This is a genomic window from Nonomuraea sp. NPDC049655 (assembly GCF_044465465.1).
In the GTDB taxonomy this organism is placed as follows: domain Bacteria; phylum Actinomycetota; class Actinomycetes; order Streptosporangiales; family Streptosporangiaceae; genus Nonomuraea.
In genome coordinates this window covers 187,941-207,005 of the sequence record NZ_JBITLS010000011.1, presented here as the reverse complement: position 1 = coordinate 207,005, position 19,065 = coordinate 187,941, and the positions used below count along the sequence as shown (strand labels likewise).

17 protein-coding genes are annotated in these 19,065 nt (G+C 73.8%); 10 read left to right on the top strand and 7 right to left on the bottom strand.

All coding sequences use genetic code 11. From position 1 onward, the window contains the following. Positions 1-42 precede the first annotated feature (42 nt). Positions 43-771 (bottom strand): hypothetical protein, encoded by a 729-nt coding sequence (locus tag ACIBQ6_RS32800; protein WP_358284731.1) that lies wholly within the window; start codon positions 769-771, stop codon positions 43-45. Between the two features lie 353 nt (positions 772-1,124). On the opposite strand from ACIBQ6_RS32800, the gene ACIBQ6_RS32795 reads away from it, so the two are divergent. Continuing rightward, complete coding sequence (locus tag ACIBQ6_RS32795; protein ID WP_397216575.1) at positions 1,125-2,510, top strand: LCP family protein; 1,386 nt, start codon at positions 1,125-1,127, stop codon at positions 2,508-2,510. 13 nt (positions 2,511-2,523) lie between these two features. On the opposite strand, the gene ACIBQ6_RS32790 is transcribed toward ACIBQ6_RS32795, so the two are convergent. Next, the gene (locus ACIBQ6_RS32790; protein WP_352365580.1) at positions 2,524-2,817 is read right to left on the bottom strand and encodes a helix-turn-helix domain-containing protein; all 294 of its coding nucleotides are present in this window, start codon (positions 2,815-2,817) and stop codon (positions 2,524-2,526) included. Between the two features lie 93 nt (positions 2,818-2,910). On the opposite strand from ACIBQ6_RS32790, the gene ACIBQ6_RS32785 reads away from it, so the two are divergent. The 8 genes from ACIBQ6_RS32785 to ACIBQ6_RS32750 all read left to right on the top strand — a co-directional run bounded on the left by ACIBQ6_RS32785 (position 2,911) and on the right by ACIBQ6_RS32750 (position 12,266). Continuing rightward, a complete protein-coding gene (locus tag ACIBQ6_RS32785) occupies positions 2,911-4,338 on the top strand; it encodes an FAD-dependent monooxygenase (RefSeq protein ID WP_397216573.1) in 1,428 nt (475 codons plus the stop codon). Between the two features lie 91 nt (positions 4,339-4,429). Continuing rightward, positions 4,430-5,539, top strand: a complete 1,110-nt coding sequence (locus tag ACIBQ6_RS32780; RefSeq protein WP_397216571.1) for a hypothetical protein — start codon at positions 4,430-4,432, stop codon at positions 5,537-5,539. Between the two features lie 124 nt (positions 5,540-5,663). After that, a complete protein-coding gene (locus tag ACIBQ6_RS32775) occupies positions 5,664-6,665 on the top strand; it encodes a LacI family DNA-binding transcriptional regulator (RefSeq protein WP_358284741.1) in 1,002 nt (333 codons plus the stop codon). A gap of 31 nt (positions 6,666-6,696) precedes the next feature. Next, positions 6,697-7,470: a TIM barrel protein gene (locus tag ACIBQ6_RS32770; RefSeq protein WP_358284743.1), complete on the top strand. Its 774-nt coding sequence runs from the start codon at positions 6,697-6,699 to the stop codon at positions 7,468-7,470. An 8-nt stretch (positions 7,471-7,478) separates the two neighbouring features. Then, positions 7,479-8,396, top strand: a complete 918-nt coding sequence (locus ACIBQ6_RS32765) for an alkaline phosphatase family protein (protein ID WP_397216569.1) — start codon at positions 7,479-7,481, stop codon at positions 8,394-8,396. A 34-nt stretch (positions 8,397-8,430) separates the two neighbouring features. After that, on the top strand, positions 8,431-11,001 hold the full coding sequence (locus tag ACIBQ6_RS32760) for a PEP/pyruvate-binding domain-containing protein (RefSeq protein ID WP_397216567.1): 2,571 nt from the start codon (positions 8,431-8,433) through the stop codon (positions 10,999-11,001). Between the two features lie 17 nt (positions 11,002-11,018). Next, a complete protein-coding gene (locus ACIBQ6_RS32755; RefSeq protein ID WP_397216565.1) occupies positions 11,019-11,165 on the top strand; it encodes a hypothetical protein in 147 nt (48 codons plus the stop codon). Positions 11,166-11,222: 57 nt separating this feature from the next. Then, entirely contained in the window at positions 11,223-12,266 is a 1,044-nt protein-coding gene (locus ACIBQ6_RS32750; RefSeq protein ID WP_397216563.1) for a glycoside hydrolase family 88 protein, read from the top strand. Here the strand turns inward: ACIBQ6_RS32750 and ACIBQ6_RS32745 are convergent. From ACIBQ6_RS32745 to ACIBQ6_RS32725, 5 genes are all read right to left on the bottom strand, one after another. Continuing rightward, positions 12,263-13,123, bottom strand: coding sequence for a sugar phosphate isomerase/epimerase (locus ACIBQ6_RS32745; protein ID WP_358284754.1), 861 nt, complete (start codon positions 13,121-13,123; stop codon positions 12,263-12,265). The genes ACIBQ6_RS32750 and ACIBQ6_RS32745 overlap by 4 nt on opposite strands. Next, complete coding sequence (locus tag ACIBQ6_RS32740) at positions 13,120-14,280, bottom strand: DUF993 family protein (RefSeq protein ID WP_397216561.1); 1,161 nt, start codon at positions 14,278-14,280, stop codon at positions 13,120-13,122. The genes ACIBQ6_RS32745 and ACIBQ6_RS32740 overlap by 4 nt, the downstream gene beginning before the upstream one ends. Continuing rightward, positions 14,277-15,422 carry a Gfo/Idh/MocA family oxidoreductase gene (locus tag ACIBQ6_RS32735; protein ID WP_358284758.1) on the bottom strand — a complete coding sequence of 382 codons (1,146 nt, stop codon included), beginning with the start codon at positions 15,420-15,422 and terminating at the stop codon, positions 14,277-14,279. The genes ACIBQ6_RS32740 and ACIBQ6_RS32735 overlap by 4 nt, the downstream gene beginning before the upstream one ends. A gap of 132 nt (positions 15,423-15,554) precedes the next feature. Continuing rightward, a complete protein-coding gene (locus ACIBQ6_RS32730) occupies positions 15,555-16,769 on the bottom strand; it encodes an HRDC domain-containing protein (protein WP_397216559.1) in 1,215 nt (404 codons plus the stop codon). A 45-nt stretch (positions 16,770-16,814) separates the two neighbouring features. After that, on the bottom strand, positions 16,815-17,411 hold the full coding sequence (locus tag ACIBQ6_RS32725; RefSeq protein WP_352365603.1) for a DUF3000 domain-containing protein: 597 nt from the start codon (positions 17,409-17,411) through the stop codon (positions 16,815-16,817). A gap of 629 nt (positions 17,412-18,040) precedes the next feature. Between ACIBQ6_RS32725 and hemE the strand changes: the two genes are divergently transcribed. After that, positions 18,041-19,063: a uroporphyrinogen decarboxylase gene (gene hemE, locus ACIBQ6_RS32720; protein WP_397163606.1), complete on the top strand. Its 1,023-nt coding sequence runs from the start codon at positions 18,041-18,043 to the stop codon at positions 19,061-19,063. The last annotated feature ends 2 nt before the right edge of the window (positions 19,064-19,065 follow it).

Sequence of the window (19,065 nt, the reverse complement as noted above, 5' to 3'; positions counted from 1 at the left end):
ACGGATTCGCTCCTCGTTCTTGGATGGGGTTCCGCGCCTATGCTACTCGTCGGTAACCACCCCGCAGACGAGGGCGGCGGTCAGCAGCGCGTAAACGATCGGCATGGGCGGTTCCCAGAGATGGGCGCGGGCTCCGAGCAGGGCGGCGACCGCCACGGCCGCGCCCGTCCAGAGCGCCGCGCCCCCTCGTGGACGCGCGCCCCGGCCGGGATCCCACGGATCGCCAGGTGATCCTCCCGGACGACCGGCGCGCGCCACTATCCCCAGGGCGTCCCGTGCCCACCAGATGAGGAACGACACCCCCGCGGCCAGGCCGATCACCATGGCGGCCTCGACGGCCCAGCTCAGGGCGTCGGCGAAGGCGTACAGAGCGGCCGCCCTGAACTGGCCGGGAGAGGTGGCGCCGAGGAGCAGCAGCACGGCCCAGCCGGACGCGACGCCGAGCCGGCTCAGCGGACGCCGCCGGGCCGAGGGTGGCACGGCGAACAGCTCGCGCTCGCGCCGGCGCACCAGGCGCGCCCGCGCGCCCCACACCAGCTGGGTGACCGCCAGGACGGGCACCGCGATCGCGAACACCACCAGCGAGAGCACGGCGAGCGGTAACGTCTGCTCTCTGGTCGGCGCGCGGTCGGCCAGCACCTGTGACGTGGCCAGCAGCGCGATCGAGCCGGCGAGCGCGACGAAGACGGCCCGGCGGGCGGTCCGGGCGGCGGTGCGCAGCCCGGCCAGCGCCTCGGCGCCTGGAGGGGGCGCCATCTCGGTCAGAAGCATGGACGTCATGATGGCGTCACGGACCGTAGTGACGCCGTGGATTCGCGCGCATTGCATGGAGCCCTCGCCGGACGCGTCCGCCGGAGGCTGCTATGGGGTGAAATTTGCGACACGCCGTATATGCGGCGGATTATCAGTATGCTGCGCGTCACACCAGAGGGGGCCGCGCTCTGCGAGGGGCGCGCGGGGTTGCGTCCTGTGCGGGCGCGCGTAGAGGGGGGCGCGTGAGCGAGGGCCGGAGAGCGCCGGAACGGCCGCAGCATCGCCCCGACCGCCGCCCGGACCGCCACCCCGATCAGCGCCCCGACCGTCGCCCGGGCCGGCCTCCGGGGCGCGTGCGGCGGATCACGCCGATGGCGTGGGTGAGCATGGTGCTGACGTTCGTGCTGGTCGCCGTCACGCTGGGCGGGTACGCGTACTACCGCAGCATCGACAACGGGATCCCGCGCATTTCCGTGGACGCCGGGCCGTCGCGGCCGCCCGAGACCGGCGCGCTCAACGTGCTGCTCGTCGGCTCGGACTCACGCGAGGGCGACAACAAGAAGTACGGCGCGAAGTCGCAGGGCCTCGGCGAGCGCACCGACACGATCATGGTGCTGCACATCTCCCCCGACCGGGACAAGGCCACCATGATCAGCTTCCCCCGGGACACCATGGTCATGATCCCGCAGTGCCGGAGCCGCACCGGCACGATGCTGGCCGGCGGGCTGCGCCAGATCAACTCCGCCTTCAACGACGGCGGCATCGACTGCACGGTCCGCACGCTGGAGTCGCTCACCAACATCAAGATCAACCACATCGTGAAGGTGGACTTCACCGGCTTCAAGGGCATCGTCGACGCCCTGGGCGGCATCGAGATCTGCCTGCCCAAGGCGGTCGACGACCCCAAGGCCAAGCTCGTGCTCAGCGCGGGCAAGCACGTCGTCAAGGGCGAGCAGGCCCTCGGGTACGTGCGCACCCGCTACACCCTCGGCGACGGCAGCGACCTCGGCCGCATCCAGCGTCAGCAGGTCTTCCTCACCAAGGTGCTGGACAAGATCACCGATGGCGGGCTGCTCACCGACCCCATCAAGGCCGACGGGTTCCTCAGGGCCGCGATCAAGGCCGTCACCGTGGACGACAAGCTCACGCTGTCGCGGATGCTGGAGATCGCGGGCAGCGTCAAGGGGCTGACCGCCAAGGAGCTCAAGGGCATCACCGTGCCGGTGGAGGCGTACCCGGCCGACAAGAACCGGGTGCAGCTCAAGCAGCCGGACGCGCGCAACTTCTTCGAGGCCGTGCGCTCCGACGTCAACGTGACCCCGCCCTCGGCCGCCGCCAAGCCGAAGGTAGAGAACGGGCGGGTGCGCGTCCAGGTGCTCAACGGCACCACCGAGCTCGGCAAGGCCGGCCAGGTGGCCGACGAGCTGGCCGACCAGGGGTTCGCCGTCGTCCAGGTCGGCAACGCGGCGCCGGTGGCCACCACGTCGATCCGGTACGCGAAGAAGGACGCCGACAACGGCGCCGTCTACGGGGACGCCGTGGCCGCCCGGCTGTCGAAGGACAAGCGCACGCCGGTGGCGGGCAAGGTCGCCCCGGTGAACCCGAAGCCGTACGCGACCAAGGTCACCCCGCTGCCCGACGGGCCGATCGTGCAGCTCGTCATCGGGGCCGACTGGCCGGGCGTGCGGGTGGCGTCGGCGATCCCGGGCTCGCTCAAGGACAAGGTGGTCGACTCCACCACGAACCCCTGCCTGTGACCCGGCCGGCGGGTTAGAGGTCCTCGGCCAGCAGCAGATCGACCAGGCCGGGGAAGCGGGCGTCGAGGTCGTCGCGGCGCAGCCGGATGAACAGCTTGCGGCCCTCCGGGCGCTGGCAGATGACGCCGGCCTCGCGCAGCACCCGCCAGTGGGCGGTCAGCGTCGACTTCGGCACGTCGGCCACGACCTCGCCGCAGAACAGCTCGTCCCCCGAGGCCAGCGCGCGCACGATCTTGGCGCGTACGGGATGGCCGAGCGCGGCGAGCACCTCCACCAACTGGATCTGGTCACGCGACGGGTGCAGCATGCCGCCATTGTACGGATAACACGAACGGTGATTTGACGGACATTGTTCGTATGTACGAGGATTACGTACTCATTTGGGTTCGAGGAGGCTCCTGTGTTCGATGTCGCCGTGGTGGGTGGCGGGCCCGTGGGCATGTTGCTCGCCGCCGAGCTGGGCCTGCAGGGGGTGCGGCCGCTGGTGCTCGAACGGCTCGCCGTGCCGACCGGCCAGTCCAAGGCCGGGACGCTGCACGCGGGCACGGCTCGGAGTCTGGACCGGCGCGGGCTGCTGGAGGCGGTGGGGCGGTCCACGTACGGGAGCGTGAGCTTCCACTTCTCCGGCATGTTCGGGCTCGACCTCGGCGCGGTCTCGGACGGCGGCCCGAGCATCGTGGGCAGCCCGCAGGCGTGGGCCGAGCAGGTGTTCGCCCGCCGCGCGGCGGCCCTCGGCGCGGAGATCCGGCGCGGCCAGGAGGTCACCGGCCTGGAGCAGCGGGACGACCACGTCGCCCTGACCGTGAACGGCCGCGAGCTGACCGCCCGCTACGTCGTCGGCGCCGACGGCGCGCGCAGCGTCGTGCGCAAGGCCGCCGGCATCCCGTTCACCGGCGCCGGGGCCCGCGTCGCCGCGCTCATGGGCGACGTGCGGCTGCTCGACCCGTACACGGTGCCGCCGGGTTACACGCGTACGCCGCGGGGCTGGGCCATCGTCTGGCTCGACCCCGCCGGGCACAGCCGCGTCACCACCTACGACTTCCGCGCGCCGCACGCCGACCGGGAGGCGCCCGTCGCGATCGAGGAGCTCCAGGAGGCGGCCGAGCACATCCTCGGCGTCCCGGTCCCGATGGCCGGCGCGCGCAACCTGTCCCGGTACGGCGACGCCGCCCTGCAGGCCGAGACCTACCGCGCGGGCCGCGTCCTGCTGGCCGGGGACGCCGCGCACGTGCACTTCCCGTGGGGCGGCCAGGGGCTCAACACCGGCCTGGGGGACGCCTTCAACCTGGGCTGGAAGCTGGCCGCCGAGGTGCGCGGCGAGGCCCCCGCCGGGCTGCTGGACAGCTACCACATGGAGCGGCATCCGGTCGGCGCGCGGGTGTTGTGGAACGTGCGGGCCCAGAGCGCGCTGGCCCACCCCGACCCGGCCGTCGACCCGCTGCGCGAGCTGTTCGCCGAGCTGATGCGGTTCGACCAGGTCAACGAGTACCTGAGCGGGATGATCGCCGGGGTGGACACCGCCTACGACGTGGGCGTGCCCGGAGCCGGGCGGATGGCTCCCGACCTGCCGGTCAAGACGGCCGGCGGCGTGGTGCGCACCGCGGAGCTGCTGCGCGGCGGCCGGGCGCTGCTGCTGGACCTCGGCGGGCGCGACGACCTGGTGGCGGCGGCCGCTCCGTGGGCGGACCGGCTGGAGATCGTGCGGGGCGGCGCGGAGCACGACGCCGAGGCGCTGCTCGTGCGGCCCGACGGCTATACGGCCTGGACGTCGGAGGCGCGGGGGCACCCGCTGGAGGCCGCGCTCGCCCGCTGGCTGGGACGAATGTGACGCTGAGTAACTTTAGTGAAACATGTGAAATTTCCGGACAAGTCTGTTAAGAAAGGTCGCGGTCCGTATTCAGAGCTAGAGAGGTTCCATCGTGGCGCGCGACGAGAACGACAGGCCGTACGAGGATGGGCAGGGTAAACCGTTAAACCCGGAGCTGACCGGAGACGTGCTGTCCCCCCGGTGGAGCACCGAGGACACCGACGAGCAGCCCGCGATCCAGGTCTCCGGCAACGAGACCTACATCCTCCCGGCCGGCCAGGCCGCGCAGCCCGTCGAAGCCCCGGCGACCCCCGCGCCCCCCGCGCCCCCGGCCGACGCGCCGCACGACGTGCTCGACGGCCCGAGCGGCCCGCACGACGTCCTGGACGGGCCGAGCGGGTCCCACGAGGCCCTGAGCGGGCCGCACGAGACGCTGGCCGGGCCGTACGAGAGCCGGAGCGGGCCGCACGCCGTCGTCGAGGCGGACGGCCCCGACGTGCCCGACGCAGACCGCGCGGCCGACGACGACGACCTGCCCTACCTGCCGCTGGACCAGGGCTACAAGCCCGACGGCGACGACGACGCGGGTGAGACCAGGCGCGGCTTCCTCGGCTCCGGCTGGACCGACGACGCCGACGACCGCCGGGGCGGCGCCGGGCGCGATCGCGAGGTGCGCCGGCGTACCAGGGTGCTGGTGCTGGCGGCCGCCGCGGTCGTGCTGGTCGGCGCCGGGGCGGGCTGGCTGCTCACCGGCACCTCCTCCGACGACCCGTGCGGGGTCGGCGCCTGCGCCGGCGCGAGCCAGGTCACCGCCCCGCCGCAGACCGCGCTCCCGGAGGAGACCGAGTCCGCCCCCGAGCCCGAGGAAACGGACACCGCCGAGCCGACCGTGTCCGAGACCGTAACCCCCACCCCCGTGGCCCGGCGCCCCCGTCCCACCCGCGAGCCGTCGGCGCGGCCCACCGCCACCCGCGAGAGCCGTCCGACGGCCACGCCCGACGAGAAGGTCACCCACGGCCCGCAGGACGGGATGAACGAGACCTCCGACGGCACCCCCGAGGACTCGGCCGAGGACTCGGCTGCCAAGGCGCCCGCCACCAGGCAGCCGGAGCGGCAGGAGAGCGCACCCCCCACCCAGGCGCCGCCCGCGCAGCAGGAGCAGCCCGCCCCCACGCCGAGCGAGAAGAAGGGCCTGTTCGACATCCTGTTCCCCTGGGCGTGAGGGTCCCGTCGCCGTCCTGGTAAGCGCGGTGCCGCGAGTTGTGTCACCGCCGCGGGCGGGCGTGCGAGGATGCGGAGCCAGGTCGTCGTCTGGCAGACTTGGAAACCGCTTTCCGGGAGGTCTCGTGGTCACGCTTGAGGACGTCGCCAAACAGGCCGGCGTCTCCCTCGCCACCGCCTCGCGGGTGCTCAACGGCAGCACCCGCCAGGTGGGCGCGACCCTGCGGGCCCGCGTCGAACGGGCCGCCGACGAGCTCGGCTACCGCGCCAACATCGCCGCCCAGACGCTGGCCCGGGGGGCGAGCAACGTCATCGGCATCGTCGTCCACGACCTGACCGACCCCTACTTCGCCGCGCTGGCCGACGGCGCGATGCGGGCCGCCGCCACCGAGGGCATGCTCGTCATGGTGGGCACCACCCACCGCGACCCCGAGCAGGAGATCGCCTACGTCGCCACCATGAACGCCCAGCGCGTGCGCGCCGTGCTGCTGGTCGGCTCGCGGGTCGCCGACCCCGTCGTGACCGGGCGGCTGCGCGAGGAGCTGGCCCGCTACCAGGAGGGCGGCGGGCGGGCCGCGTGCGTCGGCCAGGACCTGCTCGGCGTGGACACCGTCGCGCCCGCCAACCGGGCCGGCGCCGCGGCCCTGGCCCGCGCGCTGGCCGGGCTCGGGCACACCCGCTTCGCCGTGCTGGCCGGGCCGCCCCACCTGGTGACCGCCGCCGACCGGTGCGAGGGGTTCACGCAGGCGCTGCGGGAGCTGGGCCTGCCCGAGCCCGTCGTGGTCCACGGGCCGTTCGACCGCGACGGCGGCTACCGGGCCGCGACCGAGATCGGCGCGGCGACGACCTGCGTGTTCGCGGTCAACGACGTGATGGCCGTGGGCGCGCTGGCCGCCTGCCGCGAGCGCGGGATCCGGGTGCCCGAGGACGTCTCGGTGGCCGGGTTCGACGACATCGTCACGCTGCGTGATCATGTGCCCGCGCTGACGACCGTGCGGCTGCCGTTGACGGACATGGGGGCGCGGGCCCTGGAGCTCGCGCTCGGCCGCGAGGACGCCGCCGCCCCCGTGGTCGAGCACGTCGCGGGCGAGGTCGTGCTGCGGGAGAGCGTCAGGAGGATGGCGTGAGAGTGACGGGCGCGGAAGCCGGGGTGACGGCGTGAAGCCGGCGGTCAGCACGTTGGGGATGCCGGGGGAGGGGCTGGAGCGGGCGGCCGGGATCGCCGTCGCGCACGGCTGCCAGGGGCTTGAGCTGCGGCTGCATCCGGACACCGGCGTCCATGCCGGGCTCACCGCGCGGGAGCGGCGCGCGGTGCGGGAACGGGTGGAGCGGGCGGGGCTGGAGATCGCCGCCCTGGCTGGATATGTCGGCATATGTGAGCCGGGACCGGACGCGCCGGTCGCCGACGCGCTCCTCGCCGACCTGCGGCTGGCCGCCGATCTGGGCGCGCCGGGCGTGCGGGTGTTCCCGCGCGGCGACGATCCGGCGGTCGGCGCCCGCCGGCTGAGGTCTGTGGCCGGTACGGCCGCCGCCCTCGGTGTACGCGTCCTGGTCGAGACGCACGACCGGATGCCCACCGGCGCGGCCGTGGCCGGGCTGCTGGCCGAGGCGGGCCGCCCCGAGGTCACCGGCGCGCTGTGGGACCTGCTGCACCCCTGGCGGCACGGCGAGTCCCCGGCCGCCACGCTGGCGGCGCTCGGCCCCTCGCTCGCCTACGTCCAGGTCAAGGACGCCGTCTCGGCCGAGGACACCACCCCGGTCCCGATGGGGACGGGCTCGGTCCCGCTGGAGGAGGCCGGCGACCTGCTGCGCGCGGCCGGATACGCCGGATGGGTCTCGCTGGAGTGGGAGCGCACCTGGTACCCGGACGTGGCGCCGGTCGAGGAGATCCTGCCGGGCGCGGTCGCCTGGGTACGACGGTTCACCGCTTAGATAGGGGAATGCCCCTTAACAAGAACAAAGTCCTCGTGGTCGGCATGGACGGCCTGCGCTTCGACCGGCTCGTCGCCCTGGCCCCGCCGGTCCTGTCGTCGCTGATGGCCTCCGGCGCGTACGGCACCAGCAAGCTCCCGTACGGCGAGGCGGCGGCCCCCAGGACGGAGTCGCCCGGCGAGGTCGTGCCCAAGGCTGCGGAGCCGCCGGCGGCGGGCCGCGTGATCAGGTCGCGCACGGACTCGGGCCCCGGCTGGTCGTCGATCGCCACGGGCGCCTGGCCCGACAAACACGGCGTCGTGGACAACAGCTTCACCAGCCCCCAGTTCACGAAATTTCCGGACTTTTTGAGTCGTGCGAAGAATGCCCGCCCCGACCTCGTGACCGCCGCCTTCCTCTCCTGGGCCGCCCTCGGCGAGCACGGCGCGTTCGGCCCCGCCATCGACCACCGCATGGTCCTGGACGGCTACGCCCTCACCTGGACCGCCGCCGACCGGCAGATCGCCGACGCCGCCGAGCGCCACCTCGCCGAGACCGGCCCCGACCTCGCCTTCGTCTATCTCGGCGACACCGACGAGGTGGCCCACGCCCTCGGCCCCCACTGCCCCGAGTACGCCGCCGCCCTGCACGCCCAGGACGCCTACCTCGGCCGCCTGCTCGACGCCGTCCGCGCCCGTCCGGGGGAGAGCTGGACCGTGCTGGTCACCACCGACCACGGCCACGTGGACGAGGGCGGCCACGGCGGCACCTCGGCCGAGGAGCGCACGGTGTTCGTCATCGCGAACCGGCTGGACGCGGACCTCGGCGGCCGCCCGCTGGCCGAGCCCCGCCTGGTGGACGTCGGCCCGACCGCGCTGGCCCTGCTCGGCGTGCCGCTCGACCCGGCCTGGGAACTGGACGGGAAGCCGCTGTTCAACAGTTGGTGAATTTGTGGCAGACTCCGGAGAAGGGGTGCCTTCCATGAGGACCACACTCGACCTCTCCGAGATCGACGCCACGATGCTCGCCGAAGTGGGCGGAAAGGCCGCCAACCTCGGCGAGCTGACCCGCGCCGGCCTGCCCGTCCCGCCCGGCTGGGCCCTGACCACCGACGCCTACCGGCAGGTCGCCGCCGGGCTCGACCTCGCCCCGGACGACGGGCTCGCCGCGCGGGCCAGGCGCCACCTGCTGCGGGCCGAGATGCCCGCCCCGGTGCGCGAGGCGATCGTGACGTCCTACGCGCGGCTCGGCGCGGACGTCCCGGTGGCCGTGCGCTCCTCGGCCACGGCGGAGGACCTGCCGTTCGCCAGCTTCGCCGGCCAGCAGGACACCTTCCTCAACGTGGTGGGCGCCGAGGCGGTGCTCGACGCCGTGCGCCGCTGCTGGGCCTCGCTGTGGAGCGACCGGGCCGTGGCCTACCGGGAGGCGAGCGGCGTCGGCCACGCCGGCGTCCGGCTCGCGGTGGTCGTCCAGGTGATGGTGGACGCGCGGGTGGCCGGGGTGATGTTCACCGCCAATCCGGTGACCGGCAGGCGGCGCGAGACCGTCCTCGACGCCGCCCCCGGACTCGGCGAGGCGGTCGTCTCCGGAGCCGTCGATCCCGACCGGTTCGTCGTCTCGGGCGGCGAGGTGCTGGAACGGCGGGCGGGCGGCCCGAAGCCGGCCGTCCGGCCGCTGCCCGGCGGCGGCGTCGAACGCGTCGAGACCGCCGCCGGGGGTCTGTGCCTGACCGACGCGCAGGTGCTCGCCCTGGCCGAGCTCGGCGCGCGCGTCGAGGACCACTACGGCACGCCGCAGGACACCGAGTGGGCCATCGGCCAGGACGGCACGCTCTGGCTCACCCAGGCCAGGCCGATCACCACCCTCCATCCGCTGCCCCGGCCGGCCGGGCCCGGCCTGCGCGTCCACCTGTCGCTCAACGTCGCCCAGGGCGTGATGGGGCCGTTCACGCCGATGGGGGTGTCGGTGTTCAACCTGGTCGCCTCGGGGGCGGCGGCCCTGTTCGGGCACGCGCCCGCCGACCGGCTCGACGGCCCGGCGTTCCTGTCCGAGGCGGGGCAGCGGTTGTGGATCGACCTGACCACGCCGCTGCGCAGCCGTACCGGCCGGGCGGTCCTGACCCGCATGATGCCCCTGGGGGAGGCGCGGGCCGCGGCCGTCGTGCGGGAGCTGGCGGGCGACCCGCGGCTGTCGGTCGTCCAGACCTCGCCGCGCCCGTTCCTGCGCGGGCTGCGCCGCTTCGCGCGCCGCGTGCACGCGCCGGCGCGGGTCCGCGACGCGCTGCTGAGCCCGGCCAGGGCGCTCGCCCACGCCGCCCGCGTCGGCGAGGAGCTGGACCGCAGGCTCGAACCGCCGCCCGGCGCCACCCCCGCCCAGCGCCTCGACCACGCCGAACGCCTGCTCGCCGGGACGTTCCCGGCCATCGTCTCGATCATGCCGATCGTGATCACCGGCTACGCCCTGCTCGGCCTGGCCGCCCGGCTCTCCGGCACGCGGGTGGGCGACCTGCAGGACGTCCTGCGCGGCGTCCCGAACAACCCGACCACCGAGATGGACCTGGAACTGTGGGACCTGGCCGGCCGCGTCGAGCCCGAGGCGTTCCGTGAGGCGCCCGCGGCCGAGCTGGCCCGCCGCTACCGGGCCGGCGAGCTGCCGCCGCGGGCCCAGAAGGAGCTCGCCGCCTTCCTCGGCCGGTACGGCCACCGCGGCGTGGCCGAGATCGACGTCGGCGTGCCCCGCTGGTCCGACGACCCCACGCACATCCTCGGCGTACTGGCCAACTACCTGCGCATGGACGCCGGCTCCGCCCTCGCCCCCGACGCGCTGTTCGCCGGGAGCGCGCGGGCGGCGCGGGAGGAGGTCGAGCGGGTCGCCGCGCTGGCCGCCCGCAGGGGCCGGTGGCGGGCTCCCGTGGTGCGCTTCGCGCTCGGCCGCACCCGGGCGTACGCGGGGCTGCGCGAACTGCCCAAGTACCACGCGGTCAGGGCCATCGCCGCCGTCCGGCACAGCCTGCGCGCGGTGGGGGAGCACCTGGTCGCCGCCGGCGTCCTGGACGACGCCGCCGACGTGTACTTCCTGCGCCTGGAGGAGGCCAGGTCCGCCCTGTCCGGCGGCGACCTGCGCGACCTGGTGCGCGAGCGGCGGACGGCGTACGAGCGGGAGTCGCGCCGCCGGCACGTGCCCCGGATCATGCTCTCCGACGGCACCGAGCCCGAGGCCCTGGCCGGACCCGTCCCCGACGGCGCGCTGACCGGCACGGCGGCCTCGGCCGGCACGGTCACCGGCCTCGCCAGAGTGGTGCTCGACCCGAACGGCGCCCACCTCGAACCGGGCGAGATCCTGGTCTGCCCCTCGACCGACCCCGGCTGGACCCCGCTGTTCCTCACGGCAGGCGGCCTGGTGATGGAGATGGGCGGCGCCATGTCGCACGGCGCCGTGGTGGCCCGCGAGTACGGCATCCCCGCCGTCGTCGGCGTCCGCGACGCCACCGGCCGCATCGCCACGGGCCAGGAGATCACCGTCGACGGAGCGGCGGGCACGGTGACCCTTTAGAGCATTATGGTGATCAGGTGCCCGATCCGTACTGGAATCACAACGTGCACTACCAGCGGCTGGTGCTCAGCCTGATCCCACCCGGCTCGTCCCGCGCCCCCGGCTGCCGGTTCCGCCGGTTGTTGCTGCGGCGCCACCTGATCGTCTGGGACGCGTCCCGTTAAGCCCGTGCCGCCCCGGGTAACCGGAGGAGGCATCACGTTTCCGGATGAGGCGGTTCCATGCTGGTCACAGAGCTGGTGCGCAGGGTCGGCGGGACCCTCGCGCAGTCTCAAGGACGCTTCCCCCTCTACGCCGACCCCGTGACGGGCGAATGGACCTGGTCCGAGGACGGAGACTGGTGCGGCGGCTTCTGGGGCGGCCTGCTGTCCCTGGCCGCGGCCGCCACCGGCGAGCCCCGCTACGCCCGCGCCGCCGGCCAGGTCGCCGAGCGGCTGGCCGCCCGCACCGACGCCCCCACGCTGCTGCGCGGCATGTTGTTCTGGTACGGCGCCGCGCTCCCGGCCGTGCTCGCCGGCGACGAGGACCCCGGCGCCACGACCGCCGTGGCCGCCGCCCGGTCGCTGAGCATCGGCTTCGACCCGCTGGCCGGCCTGCTGCCACCCCAGGAGGAGGACGTCGTCAAATACGGCTGGCCGCGCCCCGGCGCCTGCGTGGACGGCCTGCCCGGCACCGTCCCGCTGCTGGCCTTCGCCTGCGAACGCACCGGAGCCCGCGAGCTGCTGGTGATGGCCGAGTCCCACGCCCGCACCGGCTACGCCATGTGCGTACGGGAGGACGGCTCGGTCGCCCAGACCTCGGCCGGCGCCGTCAACGGCTCCTCTCCTACCAGCACCTGGGCCCGCGCGCAGGCGTGGGCCATGCTGGGCCTGGCCCAGGCCGCCCACCTGTCGGCCGAGTTCATCGGCCCGGCCACCGAGGTCGCCGACTGGTACCTGGCCCACGTCCCGTCCGACCTGATCTGCTACTGGGACTTCGACGACCCCGGCATCCCCGCCGCGCCCCGCGACACCTCGGCCACCGCGATCGCCGCCGCCGCCCTGGCCAAGCTCGCGCCGCTGGCCAAGGACGGCTACCGCGAGCAGGCCGCCCGCACGCTGGACGCGCTGGCCCGCGACCACCTCAACGAGCACGGCGGCCTGGTGGACGGCTGCTACGACCGGCGCAAGGGCCTGGCCACCGCCCACGAGCTGGTCTGGGGCGACTACTTCCTGCTCGAAGCCGCCCTCACCCTCGACGGCGCGATCGACCCCGGCCGCGTCTAGACCACCAGCTCGGCGTAGCGGGCCTTCATCGTGGCCAGCACCTCGTCCGGGTCGGCCGCCCAGACGTCGGCGTTGAAGATCTCGACCTCGATGTCGCCCGCGTACCCGGCGGCCAGCACGGCCCGGGTGATCGGCGCGAAATCGATCACCCCGTCGCCCATCATGCCCCGCCCGAGCAGCACGTCGGCGGGCAGCGGGTGCAGGTAGTCGCACACCTGGTACGACGCGATGCGCCGCCCGGCCCGCGCGACGTCCTCGGCCAGCCTGGGGTCCCACCACACGTGGAAGGTGTCCACCACCACCCCGACCTGCTCCTCCGGGTAGGGCAGGCTGAGGTCGAGCGCCTGGCCCAGCGTGGACAGCACCGCCCGGTCGGGGCAGTAGATCGGATGCAGCGGCTCCAGCGCCAGCCTGACGCCGCGCTCGCCGGCGTAGGGCGCCAGCACCGACAGCGCCTCGGCGACCCGCTCCCGCGCACCGGCGACGTCCTTGGAGAAACCGGACGGCAGCGGCTCGCCCGGCCGCACCCCCGGCAGCCCGCCGACCACCATCACCAGGCACGCGGCCGCCAGCTCGGCCGCCTCGTCCACGGCCCGCCGGTTGTCGTCGAGCGCCCGCTCGAACGCGCGCCGCCCCTCCTCGCCGGGCAGCCCGCCCGCCGTGAGGAAGCCGCCCCGGCACAGCGAGGACACCCGCAGCCCGGCCTCGCGCACCAGCTTGGCGCTGCGCGCGAGCCCCTCCTCGGCCACCTTCTCGCGCCACAGCCCGATCGCCTCCAGGCCGTGCCGCGCGCAGCCGTCCACGGCCTCGGCGACCGACCAGCGCCTGGTCGTCCACTGGTTCAGCGACAGGCTCACAGGCCGTTCACCGCCAGCAGCGCCGTCATCCTGCGCACGGCCAGCTCCTGGTCGGCCAGCAGCCCGGCCCGGTCGGCCAGCCTGAACACCTCCGCCAGGTGGCGCAGCGAGCGCGCCGACTGGGCGCCGTTCACCATGGCGAACGCGTCCTGGTGGCCGTTGAGCCAGGCCAGGAAGACGATGCCGGTCTTGTAGTGGTACGTCGGCGCCTCGAAGATCTTCCGCGACAGGGCGACCGTGGGGGCCAGGATCTCGTCGTAGCGGGCCAGGTGGCGGGCCGCCTCCTCGCCACTGGTTGCTTCGGCGGCGTCCAGCTCGCGCAGGGCGGCGGCGGCGGCCGGGGCGATCGCGTCGAAGATGCCGAGCAGCGCGTGCGAGCCCGACCTGATGAGGGAGGGGTAGTTGAAGTCGTCGCCGGTGTAGAGCCGGACGCCCTCGGGGAGCGCGGCGCGCAGCCGCACCTCGTGCTCCTCGTCCAGCAGCGACACCTTGACGCCGTCCACCACGGCGGCGTGGGCGTGGACCAGCTCCAGGAACGACTCCGTCGCCGCGTCCACGTCCGGCGCGCCCCAGTAGCCGGCGAGTTGCGGGTCGAACATCTCGCCCAGCCAGTGCAGGATCACCGGGCGGTCGGCCAGGCCGAGGACCTTGCCGTACACCTGGTGGTAGTCGGCGGGCCCGGCCGCCACCCCGGCCAGCTGCCGGGAGGCCATCACGATCACGCCCGCCCCGGCCGCCTGGACGGCCTCCACCTGCTCGGCGTACGCGGCGGTGATCGTGTGCAGGTCGGCGGCGCCGGGCGCGTGGTCGGTGCCCGCGCCGCAGGCCACCAGCGCCGCCGGGTCGCCGAAGGCGCGCGCCTCCTCGGCGCTGAGCCGGATCAGCTCCCTGGTCGCCGCCCAGTCCAGGCCCATGTTGCGCTGGGCGGTGTCCATGGCGTCGGCCACCCGCAGGCCGTGCGACCACAGGTGGCGGCGGAAGCGCAGCGTGGCCTCCCAGTCGACGGCGGCGGGTGAGCCCGGCGTGTTGTCGCCGAGCGGGTCGGCGACGACGTGCGCGGCCGCGTAGACCACCCGGCTCGCGGCCGGGGCGGCCGAGGCCGGCCAGGTCACCGGCTCGCGCAGCTCGTACGCGCCGCCCGGCAGGTCGATTCTCACAGCTGCGGCACCTCGATCCGGCGGCCCTCGGCGTTCGAGCGCAGGCCCAGCTCGGCGAGCTGCACGCCGCGCGCCCCCGAGGCGAAGTCGTTGGGGAACGGCGCGTCCTCCAGCACGTGCCGGACGAACGCCGCCCACTGGACCTTGAACCCGTTGTCGAACTCGGCGTTGTCCGGCACCTCCTGCCAGTCGTCGCGGAAGCGGGCCGTGGCGGGCAGGTCGGGGTTCCAGACCGGCTTGGGGGTGGCGGCCCGGTGCTGGAAGCGGCAGTTGCGCAGGCCCGCGACGGCGCTGCCGTGCGTGCCGTCCACCTGGAACTCGACCAGCTCGTCGCGGTTCACGCGGACCGTCCAGGAGGAGTTGATCTGCGCGATCACGTCCCCTTCGAGCTCGAAGATGCCGTACGCGGCGTCGTCCGCGGTGGCCTCGTACGCGCGGCCCTGCTCGTCCACCCGGGAAGGGACGTGCGTCACGGCCTTGGCGTAGACCGACCGGACCCGGCCGAACAGGTTCTCCAGCACGTAGTGCCAGTGCGGGAACATGTCGAGCACGATCCCGCCGCCGTCCTGCGCCCGGTAGTTCCAGGACGGGCGCTGCGCCTCCTGCCAGTCGCCCTCGAACACCCAGTAGCCGAACTCGCCGCGCACCGACAGGATCCGGCCGAAGAACCCGCCGTCGATCAGCCGCTTCAGCTTGAGCAGGCCCGGCAGGAACAGCTTGTCCTGCACGACGCCGTTCTTCACACCCCTGGCCGTGGCGGCCTCGGCCAGCGCGACGGCCTCCTGCACCGACTCGGCCGTGGGCTTCTCGGCGTAGACGTGCTTGCCCGCCTCGATGGCCTTGAGCACGGCCTTGACGCGGGCGCTGGTGACCTGGGCGTCGAAGTAGATCAGGTTGTCGTCGTCGGCGAGGGCGGCGTCGAGGTCGGTGGTGAAGTCGGGGATCCCGTGCCGGTCGGCGATGTCGGCGAGCTTGTCGGCGTTCCGGCCGACCAGGACCGGGCGCAGCCTGACCCGGTCGCCGTCCGAGAGCGTGACGCCGCCCTGCTCGTTGATGGCCAGGACGGAACGGACGAGGTGCTGGCGATAGCCCATTCGTCCGGTGACGCCGTTCATCACGACGCCGATGGTGCGCACGCTCATGGGGATCCCTTCAGGCAACGGATGGGGAAAGCGCTTTCCCGAAACGTACGGCCGTCCCCCTCCGAGCGTCAAGTGGGACGGTGACGCCGGCGGGCGGAGGCGGGCCCTCCGCCCGTACGCCGGCGGGGAAAGCTAACCGTCGAGCCGGGCCAGCGCCTTGGCGATGGGATGGGCCGTGAGCGAGAGCTGCCACTCACGCGCCCCGAGCGCCCGCAGCCGCGCGGTCACGCTCTCGTCGGTGATCTCAGCGGGGGGTTCCCAGGTGAGCCTGCGCACCGCGTCGGGCTGGAGCAGGTTCTCCGTGGGCATGCGGTGCTCCTCGGCCAGCGCGGCCACCACGGCCCGCGCCGCCGCGAGACGCTTGGCCGCCGCCGGGTCGCGGTCGGCCCAGCGGTTGGGCGGGGGCGGCCCGTCGCCGGGCGTGCTCGGCTGGGGCAGCTCGCCGTCGGACAACGTCCGCGCCCGGTTGACGGCGGCCAGCCAGTCGTTCATGTACCGGCGGGCGCTGCGGCCGGTGAAGGCCGAGATCTCGGTCAGGGCCTTCTTCGTGCGGGGCCCCTCAAGGGCGGCGGTGACGATCGCGGCGTCGGGCAGCACCCGGCCGGGGGCCAGGTCGTTCTCCCTGGCGATCGTGTCGCGCATGGTCCACAGCTCGCGCACGATGGCCAGCGCGCGCACGTTGCGCACCTTGTGGATGCCCGACGTACGCCGCCACGGGTCGGAGCGCGGCGCCGGCGGCGGGGTGTTGAGCACGGCCGCGAACTCCTCGCGCGCCCACTCCAGCTTCCCCGACCCGGCCAGCTCCTGGTGGAGCATGTCGCGCAGCTCGACCAGCACCTCGACGTCGAGGGCGGCGTAGCGCAGCCAGTCCTCCGGCAGCGGCCTGGTGGACCAGTCGGCGGCCGAGTGGCCCTTCTCCAGCCGCAGCCCGAGCACGGTCTCGACCATCGTGCCGAGCCCGACGCGTTCGTAACCGAGCAGCCGGCCGGCCAGCTCGGTGTCGAAGATCTCGCGCGGCTTGAAGCCGACCTCCATCAGGCACGGCAGGTCCTGGGACGCGGCGTGCAGCACGACCTCGGTGCCGGTGAGCGCGGCGTCGAGCGCCGACAGGTCGGGGCAGCCGACCGGGTCGATCAACGCGGTGCCGGCGCCGGCCCGGCGGAGCTGGACCAGGTAGGCCCGGTTGCCGTAGCGGTAGCCGGAGGCGCGCTCGGCGTCGACCGCCACGGGGCCGGTGCCCGCGGCGAAGGCGTCGACGACCCGCGCCAGCCCGTGCGCGTCGGCGATCACCGGGGGGATGCCCTCGCGGGGTTCGAGCAGGGGCTCGACGATGCGTTCTTCTGTCATGAGCTAACCGACCTCATGACGCTGGTGCTGTCTTGACTGGTGCCCTCACTTCGTACGGTCACTCTCCGGATCATCACGTCGGCGCGGCAGCGCGGCCACGTCGGGCGGGAGCGGCGGGATCCCCGCCGCCAGGCACATGAGGTCGCACCAGGCGGCGACGTGGCCGGACAGATCCTCCTCGGCGGGCGACCAGGACGCACGCAGCTCGAGCTCGGTCGTGACCGGGTCTTCCGCCTTGTTGCCGAAGCCCTCGGACACGGCTCTAGTCACGGTACCGCCCGCGGCGGAGTAGTCGGCTTCGTGCGCCTCCAGGGCCTCGGTCAGCCAGCTCCACACGACCGGGCCGAGCAGCGGGTCGGAAGTGATCTCCGGCTCCATGTCGGCCCGGACGTAGGCGACCAGCCGGAACGGGCCCTCCCAGCCGCGCTGGCCGTCGGGGTCGTAGAGCAGGATCAGCCGGCCGACCGCGAGCTCGTCGTCGTCGCGGTAGACCGAGGCGCCGATGGCGGCCGAGTAGGGGGCCAGCCGCTGCGGCGCGGGGAGGTCCTCCAGCTCGATCTCCGGCCTGACCTCGGACAGCCGCAGGCTCTGCGCCGCGCGGGTGAACGCGGCGGGCGGCGGTGGCTGGTCACCGAGGGTCATAGCCGAAGCGTAGGTCGAGGACGGACGGAAGGGGACCACGGGGGTGCTCATCCTTGGTGATCAAGCCGCTGCCGTAACCAGCTGGCGAACCGGTCGGGTGGTCTCGGCCGAGCCGAGCAGGATCGCGTGGCCGCATTCGGCGCAGGCCCATTCCGGGCACTCGCCAGGACCGTGTCCGTCGAAGCAGGGCGGCTGCTCGAACAGCCGCTCGCCGGCGCAGGCAGCACAGCGCTCGCTGCGAACCTCCGGGGAACTCCACAACGCGGTCATCGCACCAGTCATCGAACCGGGGCCTTTCTTCGGGTCGTGGCTCCGACGTTGGCACGAGCCGCTGACAATTCCCCGCAACGCGCTCGGCGTGTCCCGAAAGTGGTCGCTGAATCGGTGCCGCGCGGTGGGTTGGTGAACATTTGGTCCAGTCGAGACCGGCTCTCTGGGCGGGCATGGGGTGTGTTCGACCCGTGTGCGACGCCGCTGCCGGGCAGACCGGTAAACCTTCATCTGGCTATCTGATCATGATTTTGGGTATCCAATGCATGTTTTTCCGACACCCCGCGCCGATGTCCCGGCCGATCCGGTCACCCCGCGCCGATGTCCCGGCCGATCGGGTGCCATGGCACCCTTGGAGGGTGAATCTCGCCGACTCAGCCTTCCTGCGCGCCTGCCGCAGGCAGCCCGTCCCGCACACCCCGGTCTGGTACATGAGGCAGGCCGGGCGATCGCTGCCCGAATACCTGAAGGTCCGCGAGGGTGTGCCGATGCTCACCGCCTGCGCGACGCCCGACCTGATCGTCGAGATCACCATGCAGCCCGTGCGCCGCTACGGCGTCGACGCGGCCATCTTCTTCAGCGACATCGTCGTCCCGCTCAAGGCCATCGGCGTCGATCTCGACATCAAGCCGGGCGTCGGCCCGGTCGTCGCCGACCCGATCCGCGACGCGCGGGCCGTGGAGGCGCTGCGCCCGCTGGAGCCGGGCGACGTGCCGTACGTGACGGAGGCGATCTCGGCCCTGGTCGGCGAGCTGGGCGGCACCCCGCTGATCGGCTTCGCCGGCGCGCCCTTCACGCTCGGGTCCTACCTCATCGAGGGCGGCCCGTCGAAGAACCACGACCGCACCAAGGCCATGATGTACGGCGAGCCCGCCCTGTGGCACTCCCTCATGGAACGCCTGTCCGACATCGTGCTGGAGCACCTGCGCATCCAGATCGCGGCCGGCGCCTCGGCGATCCAGCTGTTCGACTCGTGGGTGGGCGCGGTGGCCCCGGAGGACTACCGCGAGTTCGTCCTGCCCCACACCCGGCGCATCTTCGAGGGCGTCGCGGGCGTGCCCCGCATCCACTTCGGCGTGGGCACCGGCGAGCTGCTCGGCGTGCTCGGCGAGGCCGGGGCCGACGTCGTGGGCGTCGACTGGCGGGTGCCGCTCGACGAGGCGGCCCGGCGCGTCGGGCCGGGCAAGGCGCTGCAAGGAAACCTCGACCCGGCGATCCTGCTCGCGCCGTGGGAGGTCGTGGAGCGCAGGGCCCGCGAGGTGCTGCGGCGCGGCGCGGCGGCCGAGGGGCACGTGTTCAACCTCGGCCACGGCGTGCTCCCCTCGACCGACCCCGACCAGCTCAAGCGCCTGACCGACCTGGTGCACGAAGCGGGCGCCTGACC

Excerpts from the sequence above, each read along its gene's own strand:
- ACIBQ6_RS32800 (WP_358284731.1), bottom strand. The coding sequence starts at position 771 with ATGCTTCTGACCGAGATGGCGCCCCCTCCAGGCGCCGAGGCGCTGGCC.
- ACIBQ6_RS32790 (WP_352365580.1), bottom strand. The coding sequence starts at position 2,817 with ATGCTGCACCCGTCGCGTGACCAGATCCAGTTGGTGGAGGTGCTCGCC.
- ACIBQ6_RS32735 (WP_358284758.1), bottom strand. The coding sequence starts at position 15,422 with ATGAGCGTGCGCACCATCGGCGTCGTGATGAACGGCGTCACCGGACGA.
- ACIBQ6_RS32725 (WP_352365603.1), bottom strand. The coding sequence starts at position 17,411 with ATGACCCTCGGTGACCAGCCACCGCCGCCCGCCGCGTTCACCCGCGCG.
- ACIBQ6_RS32750 (WP_397216563.1), top strand. The coding sequence starts at position 11,223 with ATGCTGGTCACAGAGCTGGTGCGCAGGGTCGGCGGGACCCTCGCGCAG.
- ACIBQ6_RS32760 (WP_397216567.1), top strand. The coding sequence starts at position 8,431 with ATGAGGACCACACTCGACCTCTCCGAGATCGACGCCACGATGCTCGCC.
- ACIBQ6_RS32765 (WP_397216569.1), top strand. The coding sequence starts at position 7,479 with ATGCCCCTTAACAAGAACAAAGTCCTCGTGGTCGGCATGGACGGCCTG.
- ACIBQ6_RS32730 (WP_397216559.1), bottom strand. The coding sequence starts at position 16,769 with ATGACAGAAGAACGCATCGTCGAGCCCCTGCTCGAACCCCGCGAGGGC.
- ACIBQ6_RS32795 (WP_397216575.1), top strand. The coding sequence starts at position 1,125 with ATGGCGTGGGTGAGCATGGTGCTGACGTTCGTGCTGGTCGCCGTCACG.